At 71.3% G+C, this 20,810-nt stretch carries 23 protein-coding genes; 15 read left to right on the forward strand and 8 right to left on the reverse strand.

All coding sequences use genetic code 11. The features are described from left to right. The first annotated feature begins 57 nt into the window (after positions 1–57). The 4 genes from LWP59_RS39405 to LWP59_RS39420 all read left to right on the forward strand — a co-directional run bounded on the left by LWP59_RS39405 (position 58) and on the right by LWP59_RS39420 (position 2,992). Complete coding sequence (locus LWP59_RS39405; protein WP_229857371.1) at positions 58–399, forward strand: hypothetical protein; 342 nt, start codon at positions 58–60, stop codon at positions 397–399. Then, the gene (locus LWP59_RS39410) at positions 396–1,517 is read left to right on the forward strand and encodes a transglycosylase SLT domain-containing protein (RefSeq protein ID WP_144636906.1); all 1,122 of its coding nucleotides are present in this window, start codon (positions 396–398) and stop codon (positions 1,515–1,517) included. Before LWP59_RS39405 ends, LWP59_RS39410 begins: the two co-directional genes overlap by 4 nt. 19 nt (positions 1,518–1,536) lie before the next feature. Then, positions 1,537–2,718 (forward strand): pyridoxal phosphate-dependent aminotransferase, encoded by a 1,182-nt coding sequence (locus LWP59_RS39415; RefSeq protein WP_144636908.1) that lies wholly within the window; start codon positions 1,537–1,539, stop codon positions 2,716–2,718. A 91-nt stretch (positions 2,719–2,809) separates the two neighbouring features. Continuing rightward, a complete protein-coding gene (locus tag LWP59_RS39420; RefSeq protein ID WP_144636910.1) occupies positions 2,810–2,992 on the forward strand; it encodes a hypothetical protein in 183 nt (60 codons plus the stop codon). 4 nt (positions 2,993–2,996) lie between these two features. Here LWP59_RS39420 and LWP59_RS39425 read toward each other — a convergent pair whose 3' ends face one another. Together LWP59_RS39425 and LWP59_RS39430 are read right to left on the reverse strand one after the other, a co-directional pair. Next, positions 2,997–3,575: an HAD family hydrolase gene (locus tag LWP59_RS39425; protein ID WP_144636912.1), complete on the reverse strand. Its 579-nt coding sequence runs from the start codon at positions 3,573–3,575 to the stop codon at positions 2,997–2,999. Further along, a complete protein-coding gene (locus tag LWP59_RS39430) occupies positions 3,572–4,606 on the reverse strand; it encodes a threonine aldolase family protein (protein ID WP_144636914.1) in 1,035 nt (344 codons plus the stop codon). Before LWP59_RS39430 ends, LWP59_RS39425 begins: the two co-directional genes overlap by 4 nt. A gap of 99 nt (positions 4,607–4,705) precedes the next feature. On the opposite strand from LWP59_RS39430, the gene LWP59_RS39435 reads away from it, so the two are divergent. The 5 genes from LWP59_RS39435 to LWP59_RS39455 all read left to right on the forward strand — a co-directional run bounded on the left by LWP59_RS39435 (position 4,706) and on the right by LWP59_RS39455 (position 8,784). After that, positions 4,706–5,215: a SigE family RNA polymerase sigma factor gene (locus LWP59_RS39435; protein WP_144636916.1), complete on the forward strand. Its 510-nt coding sequence runs from the start codon at positions 4,706–4,708 to the stop codon at positions 5,213–5,215. Further along, positions 5,208–5,873 carry a flagellar basal body-associated FliL family protein gene (locus tag LWP59_RS39440; RefSeq protein ID WP_191334792.1) on the forward strand — a complete coding sequence of 222 codons (666 nt, stop codon included), beginning with the start codon at positions 5,208–5,210 and terminating at the stop codon, positions 5,871–5,873. Before LWP59_RS39435 ends, LWP59_RS39440 begins: the two co-directional genes overlap by 8 nt. A 76-nt stretch (positions 5,874–5,949) precedes the next feature. After that, the gene (locus tag LWP59_RS39445; protein WP_144642869.1) at positions 5,950–6,525 is read left to right on the forward strand and encodes a TetR/AcrR family transcriptional regulator; all 576 of its coding nucleotides are present in this window, start codon (positions 5,950–5,952) and stop codon (positions 6,523–6,525) included. Positions 6,526–6,534: 9 nt separating this feature from the next. After that, positions 6,535–7,962, forward strand: a complete 1,428-nt coding sequence (gene purB, locus LWP59_RS39450) for an adenylosuccinate lyase (protein ID WP_144642868.1) — start codon at positions 6,535–6,537, stop codon at positions 7,960–7,962. A 75-nt stretch (positions 7,963–8,037) separates the two neighbouring features. Then, positions 8,038–8,784 (forward strand): DUF2334 domain-containing protein, encoded by a 747-nt coding sequence (locus tag LWP59_RS39455; RefSeq protein WP_186383427.1) that lies wholly within the window; start codon positions 8,038–8,040, stop codon positions 8,782–8,784. On the opposite strand, the gene LWP59_RS39460 is transcribed toward LWP59_RS39455, so the two are convergent. Further along, the gene (locus LWP59_RS39460) at positions 8,706–9,341 is read right to left on the reverse strand and encodes an MBL fold metallo-hydrolase (protein ID WP_144642867.1); all 636 of its coding nucleotides are present in this window, start codon (positions 9,339–9,341) and stop codon (positions 8,706–8,708) included. The genes LWP59_RS39455 and LWP59_RS39460 overlap by 79 nt on opposite strands. Before the next feature lie 33 nt (positions 9,342–9,374). After that, entirely contained in the window at positions 9,375–9,593 is a 219-nt protein-coding gene (locus LWP59_RS39465; protein WP_191334791.1) for a hypothetical protein, read from the reverse strand. Between the two features lie 287 nt (positions 9,594–9,880). Here LWP59_RS39465 and LWP59_RS39470 point away from each other — a divergent pair, with 287 nt between their 5' ends. From LWP59_RS39470 to LWP59_RS39480, 3 genes are read left to right on the forward strand one after another with little or no spacing between them, the layout of a single operon-like run. Continuing rightward, entirely contained in the window at positions 9,881–11,368 is a 1,488-nt protein-coding gene (locus LWP59_RS39470; protein ID WP_144642865.1) for an aldehyde dehydrogenase family protein, read from the forward strand. Between the two features lie 8 nt (positions 11,369–11,376). Then, the gene (locus LWP59_RS39475) at positions 11,377–11,805 is read left to right on the forward strand and encodes a L,D-transpeptidase (protein WP_144642864.1); all 429 of its coding nucleotides are present in this window, start codon (positions 11,377–11,379) and stop codon (positions 11,803–11,805) included. A gap of 40 nt (positions 11,806–11,845) precedes the next feature. Continuing rightward, a complete protein-coding gene (locus LWP59_RS39480; RefSeq protein ID WP_144642863.1) occupies positions 11,846–12,622 on the forward strand; it encodes an IclR family transcriptional regulator in 777 nt (258 codons plus the stop codon). On the opposite strand, the gene LWP59_RS39485 is transcribed toward LWP59_RS39480, so the two are convergent. Next, positions 12,581–13,462: a U32 family peptidase gene (locus tag LWP59_RS39485; RefSeq protein WP_144642862.1), complete on the reverse strand. Its 882-nt coding sequence runs from the start codon at positions 13,460–13,462 to the stop codon at positions 12,581–12,583. The genes LWP59_RS39480 and LWP59_RS39485 overlap by 42 nt on opposite strands. A 143-nt stretch (positions 13,463–13,605) precedes the next feature. On the opposite strand from LWP59_RS39485, the gene purS reads away from it, so the two are divergent. Next, a complete protein-coding gene (purS, locus tag LWP59_RS39490; RefSeq protein ID WP_144642874.1) occupies positions 13,606–13,842 on the forward strand; it encodes a phosphoribosylformylglycinamidine synthase subunit PurS in 237 nt (78 codons plus the stop codon). After that, complete coding sequence (gene purQ, locus LWP59_RS39495) at positions 13,839–14,513, forward strand: phosphoribosylformylglycinamidine synthase subunit PurQ (protein ID WP_144642861.1); 675 nt, start codon at positions 13,839–13,841, stop codon at positions 14,511–14,513. The genes purS and purQ overlap by 4 nt, the downstream gene beginning before the upstream one ends. Positions 14,514–14,609: 96 nt before the next feature. Here purQ and LWP59_RS39500 read toward each other — a convergent pair whose 3' ends face one another. Beyond that, entirely contained in the window at positions 14,610–16,340 is a 1,731-nt protein-coding gene (locus tag LWP59_RS39500) for an ABC transporter ATP-binding protein (RefSeq protein ID WP_144642860.1), read from the reverse strand. Next, the gene (locus LWP59_RS39505) at positions 16,331–17,905 is read right to left on the reverse strand and encodes an ABC transporter transmembrane domain-containing protein (protein ID WP_144642859.1); all 1,575 of its coding nucleotides are present in this window, start codon (positions 17,903–17,905) and stop codon (positions 16,331–16,333) included. The genes LWP59_RS39500 and LWP59_RS39505 overlap by 10 nt, the downstream gene beginning before the upstream one ends. 115 nt (positions 17,906–18,020) lie before the next feature. Between LWP59_RS39505 and purL the strand changes: the two genes are divergently transcribed. Then, positions 18,021–20,309, forward strand: a complete 2,289-nt coding sequence (gene purL / locus LWP59_RS39510; protein ID WP_144642858.1) for a phosphoribosylformylglycinamidine synthase subunit PurL — start codon at positions 18,021–18,023, stop codon at positions 20,307–20,309. Here the strand turns inward: purL and LWP59_RS39515 are convergent. Continuing rightward, positions 20,306–20,806: a GNAT family N-acetyltransferase gene (locus tag LWP59_RS39515; RefSeq protein ID WP_144642857.1), complete on the reverse strand. Its 501-nt coding sequence runs from the start codon at positions 20,804–20,806 to the stop codon at positions 20,306–20,308. The two genes, purL and LWP59_RS39515, sit on opposite strands and share 4 nt — an antisense overlap. Between the last annotated feature and the right edge of the window lie 4 nt (positions 20,807–20,810).

The following is a 20,810-nucleotide window of genomic DNA, read 5'->3' on the forward strand; positions in this document are numbered from 1 at the left end:
CCGCCGGGCAGGCGTCCGAACAGGTGGACCGAGTTTTCGCGAAGGGGGTTGACGAGGGTGCCGCACAGCGATCCGGACTCGTTGGACCATGTGGCGGGCAGGGTCGAGGTCCTGCACGACCACTTCAAGGACTCGAAGCAGAAGATGGTCGGTGTCTCGGGGCCGAACCCGTTCGGCGACATCAAGCACCCCGACAACCGGCCCGGCGAGCACCCCTCGGAGCACGCGGTCACGGCGCTGCACGGGTTCAAGGACCGCATGCACGGCCAGTTCGACGCGGCAGCCGAGCTGATGAAGTCCACCGGCGGTGCCCTCCGTGACGCCGCCCGTGCGCTGCGCGAGACCGACGCGGCGGCCAAGGACAGCATCACCGTCAAGGACGGAAGTCTGGACCTGTGAGTGCGAAAGCGGAGTTCCCGCCGAACTGGAACGACGTCGAGACCAAGACGCAGCAGGTGGAGAACGTGCGTCCCGCCTCGATCCAGGGCGTGGCGGACCAGTTCCGGCAGGCGTCGAAGGACTCCGCCGACCACACGGTCGCCCTGCGCAACGCGACCGCGGCGCTCGGCGGCGGCACCTGGACCGGCCCGCAGGCGGACGCGTTCTTCGACTACGTCAAGAAGATCGGCGACGCCGGCCAGAAGGTCAACGACCACCTCGACGAGGTCGCGAACGAGCTGGGCAACCTGCAGGGCTTCCTGGACCGCACGCAGAAGGAGGTCCAGCAGCTCCGCGACGACGCGCACACCAAGATCGACGGCCTCAACCAGAAGGCGCAGGCCGCCGCCGACGCGGCACAGGCGCAGCTCGACGCGGTGACCGCGCACAAGGACGGCGCGACCATGCCTGCGCAGACGCCCGACGCGATCATCGCCCAGAACACCCAGGCCACCACGGCCATCGCGACGGACGCGACCACCCAGATCGGCACCAAGCTCGACGCGGCCAACCAGGAGATCCAGCGGGTGATGGGCCTGGTGCAGAAGGACGTCGACGGCGGGTACTCGTCGGTGCCCCCGCTGGGCACCGCGCCGCAGTCCATGAAGAGCACCGGCGGCCTGCACGGCGGTGGCGGAGGCGGCTCGCACCACTCCGGCGGCGGAGGAGGCGGCGTGGGCGGGATGGGCCCCAGCGGCGGCCCGCCCGTCGGTCAGCCGCCGGGCAACGTGCAGCAGTGGATCGAGGAGGCCATCAAGGAGCTGCAGGCCGCGGGCGTCAACGTCACCGACGCGGACATCAAGAACATCTGGGCGATCATCCAGCACGAGTCCGGCGGCAACCCGCACGCGATCAACCTGTGGGACTCCAACGCCGCGGCGGGGCACCCGTCGAAGGGCCTGATGCAGTGCATCGACTCGACGTTCAACGGGAACAAGCTGCCCGGGCACGACGACATCTACAACCCGGTGGACAACATCATCGCCGGGGTGCGCTACACGATCGGCCGGTACGGCAGTATAGCGAACACCCCCGGCCTGCAGGCGATGTCCCATGGTGGTGGCTACGTCGGCTACTGACGGGTTTTAGTCTCGTGGCATGGTCGAATTCCCTGGTCCCTCCCAGCGCGCCGAGGTCGCCCCGTTCCACGTGATGGAGGTGCTCTCCGCGGCACAGGCGCGCCAGCGCACCCACGGTGACGTGATCTCGCTGGCGGCCGGCCAGCCGACGGCGGGCGCCCCACAGCCGGTGCGGGCGGCGGCGGAGCGCGCGCTGCGCGAGCAGAACCTCGGCTACACCGTGCAGCTGGGCATTCCCGAGCTGCGGGAGGCGATCGCGGGCCACTACGACCATCGTTACGGGCTGGAGGTCAGCCCGGAGGACGTCATCGTCACCACCGGCTCGTCCGGCGGGTTCATGCTGTCGTTCCTGTCGGCGTTCGACGCGGGCGACCGGGTCGCGATGGCGCGGCCGGGCTATCCGGCGTACCGGAACCTGCTGTCGGCGCTGGGTTGCGAGGTCGTCGAGTTCCAGACCGACGAGAGCACGCGCTTCCAGCCGACGGTGGAGCTGCTGGAGGAGCTGGGCCCGATCTCGGGCCTGGTGGTGGCGAGCCCGACCAACCCGGCGGGCACGGTCCTGCCGCCGGGCGAGCTCGCCGCCATCGCGGGCTGGTGCTCGGCCCGCGGCGTGCAGCTGATCAGCGACGAGATCTACCACGGCATCTCCTACGACACCGAGCTCGGCTGCGCGTGGCAGAGCTCGGCGGAGGCGATCGTGCTCGGCTCGTTCTCCAAGTACTTCGCGATGACCGGCTGGCGGCTGGGCTGGATGCTGGTGCCGCGGCGGCTGCACCGCGCGGTGGACGTGCTCACCGGCAACCTCAACATCTGCGCGCCCGCGATCGCCCAGCACGCCGCCGTCGCCGCGTTCGAACCCGAGTCCTACGCCGAGCTGGACGGGCACGTCGCGCACTACCGCGCGAACCGGGACCTGCTGCTCGACGGCCTGCGCGGCATCGGGCTGGACCGGGTCGCCCCGGTCGACGGCGCCTTCTACGCCTACGTCGATGTCGCCAAGCACACCACGGAGAGCCTCAGCTGGTGCCAGCGGCTGCTGGCCGACACCGGCGTCGCCATCACGCCCGGCATCGACTTCGACCCGGTGCACGGCGGCGAATACGTGCGGTTCTCCTTCGCCGGGGCGAGCGACGACGTCACCGAAGGGGTGCGGCGGCTGGGGGGCTGGCTCGAGTCAGGGGGAACCCCGGTCTTCCCCTGAACGTTTCCCGAACAGCGAGCTTCGCCGCCGGAAACCTGGGAGCCTTGCTCGTAGCGAGCTGCACGGCTCGCGAGGTAACCGGAGGGATGCCATGTTCTGGAAGATCGTCGGGGCACTCATCGTCGCCTGGGTGGCGTTCATGGTGATCGGGTCGGTGGTCGGCTTCCTGCTCAAGGCCGTGATTTGGATCGCCATCATCGGTGGCGCCGTGTTCCTCGGCACCGCCGCCTACGGCGCGATCAAGAACCGCAACGAACCGAAGCGGCTGCGCTGACGCGTCAGAGCACGGCCTGAGCCGAGTCGGCGCCCTGCCAACGGTGCGCCCGCAGCCCCGCCGCCCGTGCTCCATCCACATTGGACTGACGGTCGTCGAAGAACAGGCACTCGCCCGCCTGGGCCTGCAGGCGGGCGAGCAGCAGTTCGAAGATCGCCGGGTCGGGCTTCGCCACGCCCACGTCGCCAGAGAACACCCGGACGCGGAAGTGCTGCGCCCAGTCCTGCTTCTCGGCGAAGCGGGCGAACGAGGACGGCGCGTTCGACAGCAGGGCCAGCGACGCGCCGGCCTCCGCGAGCGCGGAGACGAGCTCCACCGAGGCGGGTTCGAGGCAGGACCAGCCCTGGATGTCGATCCGGGTCAGAGTGTCCGAAGTGGACTGATCGACCTGGACACCGAGAGCGTCGCCGACCGCGCCCCAGTACTCGAGATCCGATGCGCCGCGGTCGTACTTGTCGCGCAAGGCCCAGTAGTGCGGCTCGAACTCGGCCACGCCGACGCCCAGCGTCGAGGCCAGTTCGGGCAGCGCATCGGTCCGCCCACAGATCACTTCGCCGTAGTCGAACACGATCCAGTTGGTCACGGATGGCCCCCAGCCTTGATCCTGCGCAGCGCCTCTTCGACGCCGGCCATGGACAGATCGCGGTGCGTCACGAACCGTACCTTTCCGCCGAGCGTGGACGCCAGGATGCCCAATGCACCGAGCGAGTCCAGCGTCACCGCGAGATCCGCGACCCTGGCCAGCACGATGTTGGTCTCGGGGGTGTTCACCTCCCAGCCGAGCTCGGCCAGTCCGGTGCTGAGCTTGCGGGCCTTCTCGTGGTCCTCCGCCAGGTCGCCGATGCGGTCGAGGGCGACCAGCGCGGCCGCGGCGAGCACGCCGCCCTGCCGCACGCCGCCGCCGAGCATCTGGCGCATCCGGCGGGCGCGCTCGACGAAACTCGCGCTGCCCGCGACCACCGAGCCGACCGGCGCGCCGAGCCCCTTGCTGAAGCAGGCGGACACCGTGTCGACCCCGACGGTCAGCGCCGCGGGCGGCAGCCCGAGCGCGGCCGCCGCGTGCCAGATGCGGGCGCCGTCGAGGTGCACGCGCAGCCCGGCCTGGCGGGCGGTCGAGAGCAGCTGGGCGTGCTCGTGCGGCGGGATGACCGAGCCGCCGGACGCGTTGTGCGTGTTCTCCAGGCACAACAGCGTGGTGCGCAGGGTGAAGTACGGGCCCCCGCGCGCCCCGATCGCGGCGGCGACCGCCTCCGGGCTCGGCCTGCCGGGACCGGCGTCGTGCTCCAGCGGGTCCGGCATGCCCCCGGCGAGCCAGGCGGCGGACCCGAGCTCGTTCATCAGGACATGGGCGCCCCGCGGCGCGAGGAAGCGGTCACCACGCTCGAGGTGGACACTCAAGGCGATGAGGTTGGCCATCGTCCCGCTGGGCGTCCACAGCGCGGCCGGCATGCCGAGCACGCCCGCCGCCCGCTCCTCCAGAGCCCGGATGGTCGGGTCGCCGTCGAGGACGTTGTCCCCAACCTCAGCGGACGCCATCGCTCTCCGCATCGCTTCATCCGGCTGGGTGACAGTGTCGGAGCGAAAATCAAGCGACTGGGTGTCAGATGAGGTCACGGTTAGATCACATCACACCGTCTAGTTGATCTACAACCCGCTATGCAACCGTAGCGCGCAGTGCTTCCGTCTAACTCTTGAGAAACGCCCGGGAGGCCGGTGGACGAGCACGAGGAGCAGGAGTTCGCGGAGTACTTCGCCACCAGGCGGGACTCCGCGCGCCGAACCGCGTACCTGCTCTGTGGCGACTGGCATCGCGCGGACGATCTCGCGCAGACGGCGTTCGTGGCGCTGCACCGCAGGTGGAACCGCATCCGCGAGCGTGGCGCGACCGACGCCTATCTGCGCAAGACCCTGGTCCGGGCCTCGATCGACGAGTCCCGGCGGCCCTGGCGGCGCGAGCAGCAGGTCGAGCGGCTGCCCGAACCGGAGCCGGTCGGCGAACGGCTCGACGAGCAGGTCGCGCTGCGGGCGGACCTACTGGCCGGGCTGGCACAGGTGCCGCCGAAGCAGCGGGCGGTGCTGGTGCTGCGCTACTTCGAGGGGCTGGACGTCGCCGGGGTCGCGAAGGCGCTGGGCTGCAGCGAAGGAAACGTGAAGAGCCAGACGGCACGTGGGCTCGCGCATCTGCGCGCGGCACTCGGCGAGGAGGTGGAGACGCATGGATGAGAAGGAGCTCGAGACACTGTTCCGGGCCGCGCCGGGCGAGCCGCCTCCACCCGGGTTCAGCCTGAGCGACGTGACCGCCGCGTCGGCGCGGGCGAAGGAGCGGCGCAGGTCCGCGCTGCTGCTGACCGCGGCCTGCCTGGTCGCGGTGCTGAGCGCTGCCGGGATAGCCGGAGTGTCCTATTTTCGGTCTACGGAGACCTCGACGGCGCAACCGGTGACAGCGCCCGAGCGTCTTCCTGGAACCTCTCCTGTTCCCTCGCCCTTGCAGGGAAGCGGCGGGAACGGGAAGGACGGCCCCCGGGCCGAAGGCACCTCCGGGTGCGAAAAGGTCGACCGGGAGCTCGCCACAGCCCTCGCTGGCGAGCTCCCGGCGACCGGAACGACCGGGCCTTCACCTGGTCGCTTCTGTCCGACGGCCAGCCGATCGGCGGGGTTCCATGTCACTGACGACGACCGGAACGGGGTCGTCTCGGTGACGGTCTTCCCCGCTGGAGTGACTGCACGGCTTCCCGTGCTGACGGACGGCACGATCGCGGCGGAGCAGCTCGCGGCGAGCGGCGGGACGGTGCTGGTGCTGAGCACGCCGGACCTGGGTAGCGCGCCGCCGTCCGAAACCGACCTGCCCCGGATCGCGGCCGCCCTGGCAGGACGTTTCTGACGAACGGCTGAGGCCGGCCCCGCACCCGACCGCCACCCCTCATCGAGACCCCGCGCGCCGCGATTATGTTCAACGCATGACCGCCGCCAGCACGCCGAAAGGCGAGCGCAGGCGCGCCACCCTCGTGGAGGCCGCCGCCGAGCTGCTCGTCGAGGGCGGCTTCGACGCGATCCGGCATCGGGCCGTGGCCGAGCGCGCCGGCCTGCCGCTGGCCTCCACCACCTACTACTTCGACTCCCTCGAAGAGCTCATCACCGCGGCGGTCGAGCTGAGCGGCCGGCGCGAGCTGTCCCGCGGCCGCGAGCAGCTGGACCGGATCGGCACCGAGCCGCGCGGCGTGGACACTGTCGTCGAGCTGGTGCTCGACCAGCTGCTGGGCGAGGACAGCACGTACGACGCGGTGCTGGCGCGCTACGAGCGGCTGGTCACCACGGGCCGCAGGCCCTACCTGCGGCCCGTGGTGCACACGATGCAGGGCGAGTTGTACGGGCTGCTCAAGGAGATCTTCGCCCGTTCCGGCAGGCCCATCGACGACAAGCGCGTCCGCCAGCTGATCGCCTTGGTCGACGGCGCCGTGGTCAACGCCTTGATCGAGGCCGACCCGGACCCGCGCGCGGTCGCCAGTGCCATGCTTCGCGACGCCCTGACCTAGTCTTGTCCTGTGAACAAGCCCCGCATTCCCAACGTGCTCGCGTCGCGCTACGCCTCCGCCGAACTGGTCGCCCTCTGGTCGCCGGAACGGAAGGTGACGCTGGAACGCGAGCTGTGGATCGCGGTGCTGCGGGCGCAGCAGGAGCTGGGCGTCGAGGTGCCGGACGGCGTGGTCGAGGACTACGAGCGCGTGCTCGACCAGGTCGACCTCGCCTCGATCGCCGAGCGTGAGCGGGTCACCCGGCACGACGTGAAGGCCCGCATCGAGGAGTTCAACGCGCTCGCCGGGCACGAGCACGTGCACAAGGGCATGACCTCGCGCGACCTCACCGAGAACGTCGAGCAGCTGCAGATCCGCCGGTCGCTGGAGCTGATCCGCGGCCGCGTCGCGGCGGTGCTGGCGCGGCTTACCTCGCTCGCCATCGAGCACTCGGACCTGGTGCTGGCCGGCCGTTCGCACAACGTCGCCGCGCAGGCCACCACGCTGGGCAAGCGCTTCGCCACCGCGACCGACGAGCTGCTGGTCGCGTTCGAGCGGCTCGACGACCTGATCGGCCGGTACCCGCTGCGCGGGATCAAGGGCCCGGTCGGCACCGCGCAGGACATGCTGGACCTGCTCGGCAGCGAGTCCACGCTGGACCTGCTGGAGCGGCGGATCGCCGAGCACCTCGGCTTCAGCCGGACGTTCACCAGCGTCGGCCAGGTGTACCCGCGGTCGCTGGACTTCGACGTGCTCTCGGGGCTGGTGCAGCTGGCCGCCGGGCCGTCGAGCCTCGCCAAGACGATCCGGCTGATGGCCGGCCACGAGCTGGTCACCGAGGGTTTCAAGCCCGGCCAGGTCGGCTCGTCGGCGATGCCGCACAAGATGAACACGCGCTCGTGCGAGCGGGTCAACGGGCTCGCGGTCGTGCTGCGCGGCTACCTGTCGATGATCGGGGAGCTGGCAGGCGACCAGTGGAACGAGGGCGACGTGTCGGACTCGGTGGTGCGCCGGGTCGCGCTGCCCGACGCGTTCTTCGCGCTCGACGGCCTGCTCGAGACGTTCCTGACGGTGCTCAACGAGTTCGGCGCCTTCCCCGCCGTGGTGGCCCGCGAGCTCGACCGCTACCTGCCCTTCCTGGCCACCACGAAGGTGCTGATGGCCGCCGTGCGCGCGGGGGTCGGGCGGGAGACCGCACACGAGGCGATCAAGGAGAACGCGGTCGCCGTCGCGCTGGCGATGCGCGAGGAGGGGCTGAGCCGCAACGACCTGCTGGACCGGCTCGCCGCGGACGACCGGCTGCCGCTGACCCGCGAGGACCTTGACCGGTTGCTCGCGGACAGGCTGTCGTTCACCGGCGTCGCCCCGGCGCAGGTCGCGGCCGTCGCGAAGCAGGTCGAGAGCGTGCTGTCGCGGTTCCCGGAGGCCACGAACTACGCGCCGGCGCCGATTCTGTAGGAAGTTGGTCGGTCCGGTAGCGGGGTGTAATTCGCCGGTAAGCGGAAAGCCACCTTCGGCTGCGCTAATGGCGTTATGGACGCCCGTCTGCTGGTCTCGCTGTCCGGCATCGGCCCCCGGACGCTGCATCGCTGCGCCGACCTGGCTGCCGAGCTGGACCGGCGGAAAGTACCGCTGTCCCTGCTGTTCGCCCCGCAACTGGCGGGCACCCCCGCGGTCACCGAGTGGGTGCGCACCCGCACCCGGCTCGGCAACGGCCTGCTCCTGCACGGGTTCGACCACCGGGTCGGGCCCGCACACCGCACCCACTTCGGGCGCAAGGCCGAGTTCGCCGCGCTGCCCGCGCACGAGGCACGGCTGCGGCTGATCGCCGCGCAGGCCGCGTTCGACCGCGCCGGGCTGGTCGCCGACGGGTTCGCCCCACCGCGCTGGCTCGCCTCCCGCGGCACGCTGGAAGCCTTGCGTGGTCAGGGTTTCCGGCTGTGCGCGGACCTCGCGGCGGTGCACGACCTGGACACCGGCACCGTGCACCGGGCGCGGGTGCAGGACTTCGCGAGCCAGCCGAACCGGACCGAGACCGTGCGCTGTTTCGCACTCGTGCTCGCCTCCGCGCGGGCGGCGAAGCGGGGCGGCCTGGTCCGGCTCGGGATGGACGCGGCAGACCTCGTCCGGCCCGGCCTCCGGCAGGCGCTGCTCGACGCCGTCGACGTCGCGCTGGAGAACCGGGCCTTCGGCACCACCTATCAGAGCTTGGCGGCCTCGCCCCGCGGCGCGACGCGGACCTCGGTGCCCTCGGGCGCGAGGTTGGTGAACAACCCGTAGTGCATGGCCGGGTTCGCGAGCACCGCCTCGTGGATCGGCACGGCGACCCGCGGCGCGACCGCGCGCAGGAAGTCGACCGCCTCGCCGGCCTTGAGCCACGGCGCGCCGGTCGGCAGGCCCAGCACGTCGACCTTCTGCTCCGGCACGTAGAACGAGTCGCCCGGGTGGTAGAAGCCGCCGTGCTCGAACAGGAAGCCGACGTTCGGGATCACCGGGATGTCCTGGTGGATCACGGCGTGCTCCCCGCCGACGGCGTTGACCGCGGTGCCGGCGATCTCGAAGGCGTCCCCCGGCCGCGCGACCTGGAACTCGAGGCCGAGCTTGGCGACCGTCTCCTCGGTGCCCGGGTCGACGATCAGCTTCGCGTCCGGGTTCGCCTCGAGCAGCGCGGGCAGCTTCTCCGAGTCGATGTGGTCGAAGTGCTGGTGGGTGATGACCACCGCGGACAGCTCACGCTCGGTTTCGAAGCCCTCGGAGAACGAGCCGGGATCGAGCAGGATCCGCGCGGTCCCGGTCTCCAGCAGTACACAGGCATGTCCATAGTGGACGATTCGCATTGGTTCGCTCCTCTGCACGAGTCAGGGCCCACCCTATTCCCGCCAACAAATTCTCGCCAAGATCGGTTCGCCGGTATCGCACCTCGTGTCCGGTCCGGCTCGCGGTAGAGCGGTGTCCTCGGCGAGCGCGGCTCGCAACCGTAGCCAGTGCGGCTCGACCAGTTCCGCCCACACGATCGCCATCTCGTCCGCGAGCCGGTCCCGCGCGCGCCCGGGACCGGCGGTCAGCTCGCCGAGGTCGGCGTGCACCATGGCCGGCTCGGCGGCCACCTGCGCGGGCGGGGTCCCGGGCCCTTCCGGCGGCGGGCTGAGGAAGTCGGTGATGGAGAGCCGGGCCGAAAGGACCCGCCGCAGGCCGTCGATCGGCAGCTCCTTCGCCCGGTCTCGTGCCGTGGCCGGCCACGGCAGGTACGCCGGTTGCAGGGTCGGCCCGGCCCGCGGCCTGATGCTGCCACTTCAGGCGGCACCCGCGCTCGGGGTGGTGAGCTCTGCCCTCGCTTGTGCCATGCTGGCCTTACTGACCAGTAGGAGGGTGCGGTATGACGGCAGTGGAGCCGAAGCCGGCGGTGGGACAGGAGACCTTCGACTCGCTGAACCCGGCCACTGACCAGGTCGTCGGCAGCTACCCGGTGCACTCGGTCGAGCAGGTCTCCGACACCGTCGCGAAGGCGCGGGAGGCCGCCGCCTGGTGGGCCTCGCTCGGGTTCGACGGCCGGGGCGCGCGGTTGCGCCGCTGGGCGGCGAACGTGACCAGGCGGATGGACGAGCTGTGCGAGGTCGTGCAGCAGGAGACCGGCAAACCGCACGGGGACGCGCAGCTGGAGATCGTGCTCGCGATCGAGCACATCGCCTGGGCCGCCAGGCACGCGCCGAAGGTGCTGGGCCGCAAGCGCCGCTCCGCCGGGCTGCTGCTGAGCAACCACACCGCCTCCGTCGAGTACCTGCCGCTGGGCGTGGTCGGCGTGATCGGGCCGTGGAACTACCCGGTCTACACGCCGCTGGGCTCGATCACCTACGCGCTCGCCGCCGGCAACGCCGTCGTGTTCAAGCCCAGCGAGTACACGCCGGGCGTCGGCAAGTGGCTGGTGGACACCTTCGCCGAGGCCGTGCCGGAGCAGCCGGTGTTCCAGCTGGTCACCGGCTTCGGCGCGACCGGCGCCGCAATGGTCTCGGCCGGGGTGGACAAGATCGCGTTCACCGGGTCGACCGCGACCGGGAAGAAGATCATGGCCGCGGCGGCCGAGACCCTCACGCCGGTCGTGATCGAGGCCGGCGGCAAGGACGCCCTGCTCGTGGACAGCGACGCCGACGTCGCCGCCGCCGCGGACGCCGCGGTGTGGGGTGCGTTCTCCAACTCCGGCCAGACCTGCATCGGCGTCGAGCGGGTCTACGTGCACGAAAACGTCTACGACAGCTTCGTGGACAAGGTCGTGGAGCTGACCGGCAAGGTCCGGCCGGGCACGGAGTACGGCCCGATCACCATGCCTTCGCAGCTCGACGTCATCCGCCGGCACATCGCCGACGCACTGGCGCGCGGCGGCCGCGCGCTCACCGGCGGCGAGGTGGGCGAGCGGTTCGTGGAGCCGACGGTGCTGGTCGACGTCCCGGAGGACGCCGAGGCCGTGGCCGAGGAGACCTTCGGCCCGACGATGACCGTCGCGAAGGTACGGGACATGGACGAGGCGGTCGAGAAGGCCAACGCGACCCGTTACGGCCTCGGGTCCACCGTGTTCTCCAGGCGCAACGGCGCGGCGATCGCCGCCCGGCTGAAGTCCGGCATGACCTCGATCAACGCGCCGTTCTCGTTCGCCGGGATCGGTTCGCTGCCGTTCGGCGGGGTGGGCGACTCCGGTTTCGGCCGGATCCACGGCCCGGAAGGCCTCCGCGAGTTCTCGCGACCGAAAGCCGTTGCGCGGCAACGCTTTTCCGCGCCGATCCAGTTGACCACCTTCCGCCGGACCGAGAAGACGGACAAGCTCGTCGGAAAACTTGTCACTCTGCTGCATGGCCGTGGCGGCGTTGGGTAACCACATGTATGGCTACCTTGCGAAAGATAACCGGAACCGCGATAGGCGCGGCGGCGGCGATCGGTGCGCTCGGGTTTGCCGCACCGGCCGCCCAGGCCGCAACGACACCGTGTGAGCCGCAGGCGAAAGCCTGTGTGCAGCTGAGCACGGGACAGGCGTGGCTGAACGGCGCCGGCCCGGTGCCGGTGGCACCGGGTTTGCCCAGTTATCCGACACGCAAGGGAATTTTCCACGTCCAGTACAAGGACATCGACCACTACAGCAGGCAGTACAACGGTCCGATGCCCTATTCGGTGTTCTTCACGAACACGGGCGTGGCGTTCCATGAGGGCAGCTTGACGCGGAAGTCCCACGGCTGCGTGCACCTCTCGCGCACGGACGCGGTGACCTTTTACAACTCGCTGCATCCGGGTGACGAGGTCCAGGTCGTCGCGTAAGCGGCGTCCGGTATTTCGGACAGCGGGGTATGTTGTCGGCATGCCCCGCCTCGTCCCGGCCGTGCTCAGAGCGGCCGACGTGCTCGAACTGTTCTTGGGCCCGGACACGACGCTGTCCGCCGCGGAGATCGTCGAACGGCTGGACCTGCCGCGTTCCACCACCCACGAACTGCTGACCACATTGGTCGCCCGCCGTTATCTCGACCGGCAGGTGAGCGAGGAGACCACGTACTCGCTGGGGCCGGTCCTGCTGGAGCTGGGTTCGCGCTACCAGCAACGCCTCGAGTTCGCGAAGGAGGCCGACGCGACCGCGCGTTCCGTCGCGGCGCAGTGCGGCGAGACCGTGCACGTCGGTGTCCTGGACGGGCTCGACGTCGTCTATGTGTCCAAAATAGACTCAACGCATTCGGTGCGGCTGATCTCCGCGGTGGGGCGACGGCTGCCGGCGCATTGCACCGCGGTCGGCAAAGTGCTCCTCGCCGGGCTGCCGCGCGAAGAACTGACCGCGCGGCTCAAGGGACGGAAGCTGGCCGTGCTGACCCCGCGCAGCATCACGTCGCGCTCCGCGTTGCTGGCCCAGCTCGACGACGTGCGCAGGACGGGAATCGCCCACGAGCGCAGCGAGTCCAATCCGGACGCCGGCTGTGTCGCCGCGGCGGTGGTCGACGCGCGGGGCGACTGGACGGCGGCGATGAGCATCTCGATCCCCACCTCGCGCCACTCCGAAGAAGCCTGGCCCCGCTGGGAAAAGCTGGTGCGCGAGGGCGCGGCGCGGCTAACCCTCCGCCTTGGCGGCGTACCGGTCCAGCAGCTCTAGGCCGATCTCCGCGCGCCGCACGCGCTCGCGGCCCAACGCCACCGCGGTCGGCGTCAGATGAGTGCCGCTCGGGTAGATGTTGGGCGCGTTGCGGAGGCCGAACTTCAGGTACACCGGCGCCGCCACACGCACGATCTCCGCGATCTCGAAGTGCCGGACGAAGCCGCCCAGGTCGTCGGGCGACTCGACGTAGATGTCCAGCGGGATGTCGATCGCGGCCCGGATCGCGGCGAGCTGGGCGAGGCTCAGGTCGGTGGGCACGTTGTAGGTGGTCGCGCCTGCCTGCTCCGCGAGCCGGATCGAGGCGGGGTTCGCGAGCCCCATCTGGACGCTGACCTTGAACTTCATGTCGTCGGGCAGGTCGCCCTCGGCGCGCATCCGGTCTGCGACCGTGAGCACGCCCAGGTCGGTGACCAGCACGCTGCGGATACCGGCCTCGGCCGTGCGGCGGATGTCCTCGAGCACATGGACCAGCTGCTCGGTGCCCCTGGCCTGCGCGGCGACCGGGCCGGTGAGCGACGCGGCGCCCGTGTCCCAGGCCGCGACCGGACGCGCGAACAGGCAGACCTCGATCGACCGCGCGCGCTCGAAGGCGACGATCCGGGCGAGCTCGCGCTGCGTCAGCAGCATCCCGCCGCTGCCCTGTGAGACGCGATGCACAGTGACGCCCCGCGCGTCGGCCTCCTCGTAGACCGCGGCGAGCGCCTCCGGTCCTTCGACGCTGGGGATCTCGACCCGGTACTGCGCACCGTCGGGGAAACGCTTTGTGCTGGTCGGCAGGTTGCCGAGGTCCTCGCCGGGCAGGCCGAGCGAACGCAGGAACTCACGGGTTCGGCGCACCGGTGCTCCGTTCGATATTTCGGACATCGATCGGTATCACGGACGAGACTAGGGAGCGGCGCGGCCGCGGTCAAGGCTGTGGACGTCGCCGTTGGTAAACTTCGCAAGTACCGCCTACCTGCGAAGACATGGGAGCGCCCACCGTGGCCCGAGTCGTGGTCGACGTCATGCCCAAACCCGAGATCCTGGACCCGCAAGGTCAGGCCGTGGCAGGCGCGCTGCCACGCCTGGGCTTCACCGGGGTGTCCGAGGTGCGTCAGGGCAAGCATTTCGAGCTGGAGGTCGACGACTCGGTCGACGACGAGACGCTGGCCAAGATCGCCGAGGGCTTTCTCGCCAACCCCGTGATCGAGGAGTGGACCGTGCGGAGGATCTCGTGAAGATCGGTGTCATCACCTTCCCCGGCACCCTCGACGACGTGGACGCTGCCCGCGCGGCGCGCTACGCCGACGCCGAGGCGGTGTCGCTGTGGCACGGGGACGAGGACCTGCACGGGGTCGACGCGGTGATCGTGCCGGGCGGGTTCTCCTACGGGGACTACCTGCGCTGCGGCGCGATCGCCCGGTTCGCGCCGGTGATGAGCTCGGTCGTCGAGGCGGCGGGCAAGGGCATGCCGGTGCTCGGCATCTGCAACGGCTTCCAGATCCTGTGCGAGGCCGGGCTGCTGCCGGGCGCGCTGGTGCGGAACAAGAACCTGCACTTCGTGTGCCGGGACCAGTGGCTGCGGGTGGAGAACAACTCGACCGCCTGGACCACCCGGTACGACAAGGGTGCGGAGATCCTGGTCCCGCTGAAGTCCGGCGAGGGCGGCTACGTGGCGGACCAGTCCACTCTGGACGAGCTGGAGGGCGAGGGCCGGGTGGTGTTCCGCTACGTCGGCGAGAACCCGAACGGCTCGCGCGCCGACATCGCGGGCATCACCAGCGCCGACGGCCGGGTCGTCGGCCTGATGCCGCACCCCGAGCACGCGATCGACGCGCTGACCGGCCCCTCCGACGACGGCCTCGGGATGTTCTACTCGGCCGTCGACGCACTGGTGGCCAGCGCCTGAGGCGGTGGGCCGTCCAGGCTCTCCGTGCACGCATCGACGACAGCGTGCTCCGCGAACCGGCGGCACGCACGACGACCGGCACCGGCCGCCAACCCGTCAAACTCCGACCGCCGCCGCCTGGACCAGCCTCGCGTACGCACCTCCGGCCGACAGCAGCCGCGCGTGCGGCCCCAGCTCCGTGATCCGCCCGTCCTCGACCACCGCGACGCGGTCGGCCGCCGCCGCCGTGTGCAGGCGGTGGGCGATGGCGATCACGGTGCGGCCTTCGAGCACGCCGTTGAGCGAGCGCTCCAGCTGCCGCGCGGAGGACGTGTCCAGCAGCGAGGTCGCCTCGTCGAGGACGACGGTGTGCGGGTCCGCCAGCACCACGCGGGCCAGCGCCAGCTGCTGCGCCACCGCCGCCGGGACCGCGAGCGAACCGGCGCCGAGGCGCGTGTCGAGCCCGTCGGGCAGCGCCGAGAACCAGCCGGTCAGCCCGGCCACCGACAGCGCCCGGACCAGGTCCGCGTCCTGCCACTCGCCCGCGGGCAGGGTCAGGTTCTCCCGCAGCGAACCCGCGAACACGTGGTGCTCCTGGGTCAGCAACAGCACCTCACCGCGCAGCACGTCCTCCGCCAGCGAAGACACCTCCGCGCCACCGATCGTCACCGAGCCCGAGCCCGGCGCGGCGACCCCGGCCAGCAGCCGGCCGAGGGTCGACTTGCCCGCACCCGAGGGCCCGACGATCACCAGCCGCTCACCCGGCGGGATGCGCAGGTCGATGCCGTGCAGCACCTCACGCTGCGCGGAGTAGCCGTACCGCACGCCCCGCACCACGATCTCCCGGCCGCGCGACCGCCCGGCCCGCCCGGCGCGCTCCGCGCCACGAACGCCGAGGACGCGACGCAGCGCCGTGCCCGACACCTGCACGTCCTCGGTCCACCACAGCAGCTCTTCGAGCGGCCCTGCCAGCGCCTGCAGGTAGACGACCATCGTGGTCACCGTGCCCAGGCCGACCAGCCCGCGCGCGTACGCCCACGCACCGAGCAGGAGCAGCACGGCGATCGGCAGCACCTGCGACAGCTGCACCCACGGCACCCATTTCACCGTCAGCCGCCGCAGCTCGCGCTCGCGGTCGACCGCGCCACCGAGCGTCCGGCGCCCGAGCGTGACGCGGCGCCCGATCAGACCCAGCGCCTCCGCCGTCCGCGCGCCGTCCGCCGTCTCGTGCAGACCGGTCTGCACGTCCGCCCACGCGTCGAGCATCCGCTCGATCGTCGACGGCACCCGTGCCCAGTACCAGCGCGAGGAGAAGTACAGCAGCGGCACGGTGACCAGCAGCCCCAGCGCGAGCAGTGGCGAGGTCACCACCATCGCGACGACCGTGAGCAGCACGGTCATCCCGGCCACGGCGATCTGCGGCACGGCGTTGCGCACCGCGTGGTCGATCCGGTCGGCATCCGTGGTCGCCCGGCTGAGCAGGTCACCCGTGCCCGCCGCCTCGACGGTGCTCAGCGGCAGCTGCAGCGCCTGCCCCACGAACCGCTCCCGGGTCTCGGCCAGCACCTGCTCGCCGAGGATGCCCGCGTGCACCCGCGCGATCCGCTTGAGCACGGCCTGCACCACCAGCAGCACCACGAACAACACGGCGGGCAGCTCGATGTCCGCGTGCCCGGCCGCGACCGAGTCCACGAGGTGTCCCAGGATCTGCGGGCCCGCCAGCCCGGTCACCGCGGCCAGGCTGAACAGCCCGACCACGGTGGCGAAGGACCCGCGATGCGCGCGCAGGGTGGTGCGCAGCCACGCCCTGGCCGCTTTCGCGGTCGCGAGCGGCAGTCTCACCGGCACGAGATCACCTCATCCGCCACGAGTGTCCACAAGGGACTCTCGGTGAACACCACTGTCGTCCTGCCCCGGCGGGTTTCCGCGATGCGCTCGGTGATCCGTGCCTCGGTGTGCGTGTCGACCGCCGAGGTCGGCTCGTCGAGCAGCAGCGTGTCCGGGTCCAGCGCCAGTGCGCGGGCCAGGCTCAGCCGCTGCCGCTGACCACCGGAGACCTCACGGCCCCGCTCGCCGATCAGCTCGTCGAGCCCCGCCGGGAACCCGGCCACGATGTCGTCGGCGTCGGCCGCCCACAACGCGTCCTCCGCCTTGTCCGCGGGCACCAGCTGCTCGCGCAGCGCGCCCGAGAACCACAGGTCCTGGTTGTGCGCGTAGACCACCCGCTCGCGCAGCTGCCCCAGCGCGACGTGGTCCGCGGGCACGCCCGAGACCAGCACCTGCTCACCGGGCGCCGGGTCGGCGAACCGCGCCATCCGCGCGGCCAGCGCCTCGGCCTGCGGGCCCGCGTCGATCACGGTCAGCTTCCCCGCCACCGCGGTGAAGCCGGTCTCGCTGTCGTGCAGCTCCAGCGGCCCGTCCGGCAGTGCGACCGGCTGCGCCGGCTCGGCCAGGAACGGCCGCAGGCTCAGCACGCCGCAGATCTTCTTCGCCGACACCAGCGCCGAGGCCAGTGCCCCGGCGAACTCGGTCGCCGTGCTCACCGGCACCACCATGAAGGCCGACGCGGCGTAGAACGTGACCAGCTCGCCCACGCTGATCGTGCCCGCGACCGCGAGCCGCGCGCCCAGGTACGTGATGACCACCGTGACCAGGCCCGGCAACAGCACCTCCGCGGCCATCAGCCAGGACTCACTGCGCGCCACCCCGACACCGGCCCACCGCACCCGCTGGCTCGCCGCCCGGAAGCGCTCGAGGAACTGTCGCTCGCCGCCGATTCCACGCAGGATCCGCAGGCCGGACACGATGTCCGAGGCGATCGCGTTGACCTCCGACAGCTCCTCGCGCTGCACCCCCTTGCGCCTCTGCAGCGGCGCGATGAGCTTGCCCATACTCAGCACGGCGAGCGGCACGCCGACCATCGCGACCACGCCGAGCAGCGGCGAGGAGAACAGCAGCACGACGGCGACCGTGAGGAACGCCACCACCGCGCCGAACAGCCGGCCCATCGTCTCCAGCACGTTGCCGATCCGGCCGATGTCGCTGGAGGAGATCGCCATCACGTCACCGGTCGCGGCCTGGGCGCGCAGCGAGGCGCCGAGCCGTGCGGTGTGGTCGGCGACCACCCGTTGCGCCGAGGCCGCGCCGTGCAGCCAGATGCCGTGCACCGCGAAGATCATCGCCGCGCCGAACACCGCCTGCACCACGGCGAGGCCCGCGATGAGCCCGGCCTCGGCCCAGATCGGCCGCCCCTGCGCGATCGCCTCGACGGTGTTCCCGATCACCACCGGCAGCAGTGCGGCCGGCAGCAGCCACACCGCGCCCAGCACACAGGCGGCCACGGCCAGCAAGGGCCGGGCCCTGAGCAGGGCGCCGAGGAAGCGCAGCGGGGTGAGCCGGGACGGCAGACGCATTCCGTCAACGGTATGGATCCGCCGTGTCCGAAGCGACCGATTTTCGGCGCCCGCCCGCCGACGGCCCGACCACCGCCCCCGACGGACGCGCTTCGCGCCCGGTTACCCTGGGGGCGTGACGGAAACGCTGGTCATCGACACCACCGCCCGTGCCGCGGACACCCCGGAGACCCCGCAGCCCTACCGCGAACTCGGCCTCGCCGAGGACGAATACGCCCGCATCCGCGAGATCCTCGGCCGCCGCCCGACCGACGCCGAACTCGCCATGTACTCGGTGATGTGGAGCGAGCACTGCTCGTACAAGTCCTCGAAGAAGCACCTGCGGTACTTCGGCGAGACGACGACCCCCGAGATGAAGGCCAAGATGCTGGCCGGCATCGGCGAGAACGCCGGCGTGGTCGACATCGGCGACGGCTGGGCCGTCACGTTCAAGGTCGAGAGCCACAACCATCCGTCCTATGTGGAGCCGTACCAGGGTGCGGCGACCGGCGTCGGCGGCATCGTCCGCGACATCCTCGCGATGGGCGCCCGCCCGCTCGCAGTCGCCGACGCGCTGCGCTTCGGCCCGGCCGACGCCCCCGACACCCGCCGCGTGCTGCCCGGCGTGGTCGCCGGTGTCGCCGGGTACGGCAACTGCCTCGGCCTGCCGAACATCGGCGGTGAGGTCGTGTTCGACCCCAGCTACGCGGGCAACCCGCTGGTGAACGCCATGTGCGTCGGCGCGATGCGCACCGAGGACCTGCACCTGGCCTTCGCGTCGGGCACCGGCAACAAGATCATCCTGTTCGGCGCGCGCACCGGCCTCGACGGCATCGGCGGCGTCTCCGTCCTCGCCAGCGACACCTTCTCCGGCGAGGAGTCGGCAGGCGGGCGCAAGAAGCTGCCCAGCGTCCAGGTCGGTGACCCGTTCACCGAGAAGGTGCTCATCGAGTGCTGCCTGGAGCTGTTCGCGAAGAAGCTCGTCGTCGGCATCCAGGACCTCGGCGGCGCCGGGCTGTCCTGCGCGACCTCCGAGCTCGCCGCGGCCGGTGACGGCGGGATGCACATCGAGCTGGACAGGGTGCCCCTGCGCGCGACCGGGATGACCCCCGCGGAGATCCTCTCCAGCGAGTCGCAGGAGCGCATGTGCGCGGTCGTCGATCCGTCTCAGGTGGACGAGTTCATGGCGATCTGCCGGAAGTGGGACGTGATCGCCACCGAGATCGGCGAGGTCACCGACGGCGAGCACCTGGTCATCGACTGGCACGGGGAAACCGTGGTCGACGTGCCCCCGCGCACCGTCGCGCACCAGGGCCCGGTGTACGACCGGCCGGTCGTCCGTCCGTCCACTCAGGACGGTCTGCAGTCGGACGGCACCGCGGGCCTTGCCCGGCCGTCGAGCCCCGAGGAGATCCGCGAGACCGTGCTGCGGGTGATCTCCTCGCCGAACCAGGCGGCGAAGGACTTCGTCACCGAGCAGTACGACCGCTACGTCCGCGGCAACACCGTGCTCGCACAGCCCGCGGACTCCGGGCTGATCCGGATCGACGAGAACACCGGCCGCGGGGTCGCCGTGTCGACCGACTGCAACAGCCGGTTCGTCTACCTCGACCCATACCTCGGCACCCAGCTCGCGCTCGCCGAGTCCTACCGCAACGTCGCCACCAGCGGCGCAATGCCGCTCGCGGTCACCAACTGCCTCAACTTCGGCGCGCCCACCGACCCTGGCGTGATGTGGCAGTTCGAGCAGGCCGTGCACGGGCTCGCCGACGGCTGCGCGCAGCTGGGCATCCCCGTGACCGGCGGCAACGTCAGCTTCTTCAACCAGACCGGGGACACCGCGATCCTGCCGACCCCGGTGGTCGGCGTGCTCGGCGTGCTCGACGACGTCAAGCGCCGCATCCCGACCGGCATCGGCGCGGAGGCCGGGGAGACCCTGCTCCTGCTCGGCGAGACGCACGACGAGCTGGACGGCTCGGTGTGGGCGCAGGTCGCGCACGACCACCTCGGCGGCCGCCCGCCGAAGGTCGACCTGGAGCGGGAGCGGCTGCTCGCCGAGATCCTGGTCGCCGGTTCGCGCGACGGCATGATCTCCGCGGCACACGACCTGTCCGACGGCGGGCTCGCGCAGACGCTGGTCGAGACCGTGCTGGTGGGCCAGTGTGGCGCCAGGGTGGTGCTGGACGAGGACGCCGACCCGTTCGTGCAGCTGTTCTCGGAGTCCTCGGGACGGGTGCTGGTCGCCGTGCCGCGGACCGAGGAGCTGCGGTTCACCGAGATGTGCACCGCACGCGGCCTGCCCTGGCGCAGGACCGGCGTGGTGGACCCGGAGTCCGACTCGCTGGAGATCCAGGGCCTGACCACGTTCCCGCTCACCGAGCTGCGCGAGGCGTGGGAAGGCACGCTGCCGAAGCTGTTCGCCTAGTCCGGGACGGTCAGGCTGCGCTGCATCAGCAGGGTGTCCAGCCGGCGGCCGTGCTTGAAGCCGACGCCGGTGAGGCGGCCGGCTTCGGCGAAGCCGCGGCGGCGGTGCAGGAACGGCGACGCGTTCGCCGGCCCCGGATCCGCGATCACGGCGATCACTTCGCGGATGCCGGCGGCCGCGCACCGCGCGAGCAGCTCGTCGAGCAGCAGGCCGCCGATGCCGCGACCCGCCGCGGCAGGCGCGAGGTAGATGGAGTCCTCCACGGTGTGCCGGTAGGCCGGCCGCGTCTTCCACGGCGAGCAGTAGGCGTACCCCACCACCGCGTCGGCGTCGCGCGCGACCAGGAAGGGCAGGCCGGCGCCGGTCACCGCGGCGAAGCGCTGCTTCCACTCGGTCTCGTCCGGAGCGACCAGCTCGAAGGTGGCGACGCTGCGCTCGACGTAGTGGGCGTAGATCTCCGCGATCGCCGGCAGGTCGGCTTCCGTCGCTGTTTTCACTATA

The organism is Amycolatopsis acidiphila (assembly GCF_021391495.1).
GTDB lineage: Bacteria > Actinomycetota > Actinomycetes > Mycobacteriales > Pseudonocardiaceae > Amycolatopsis_E > Amycolatopsis_E acidiphila.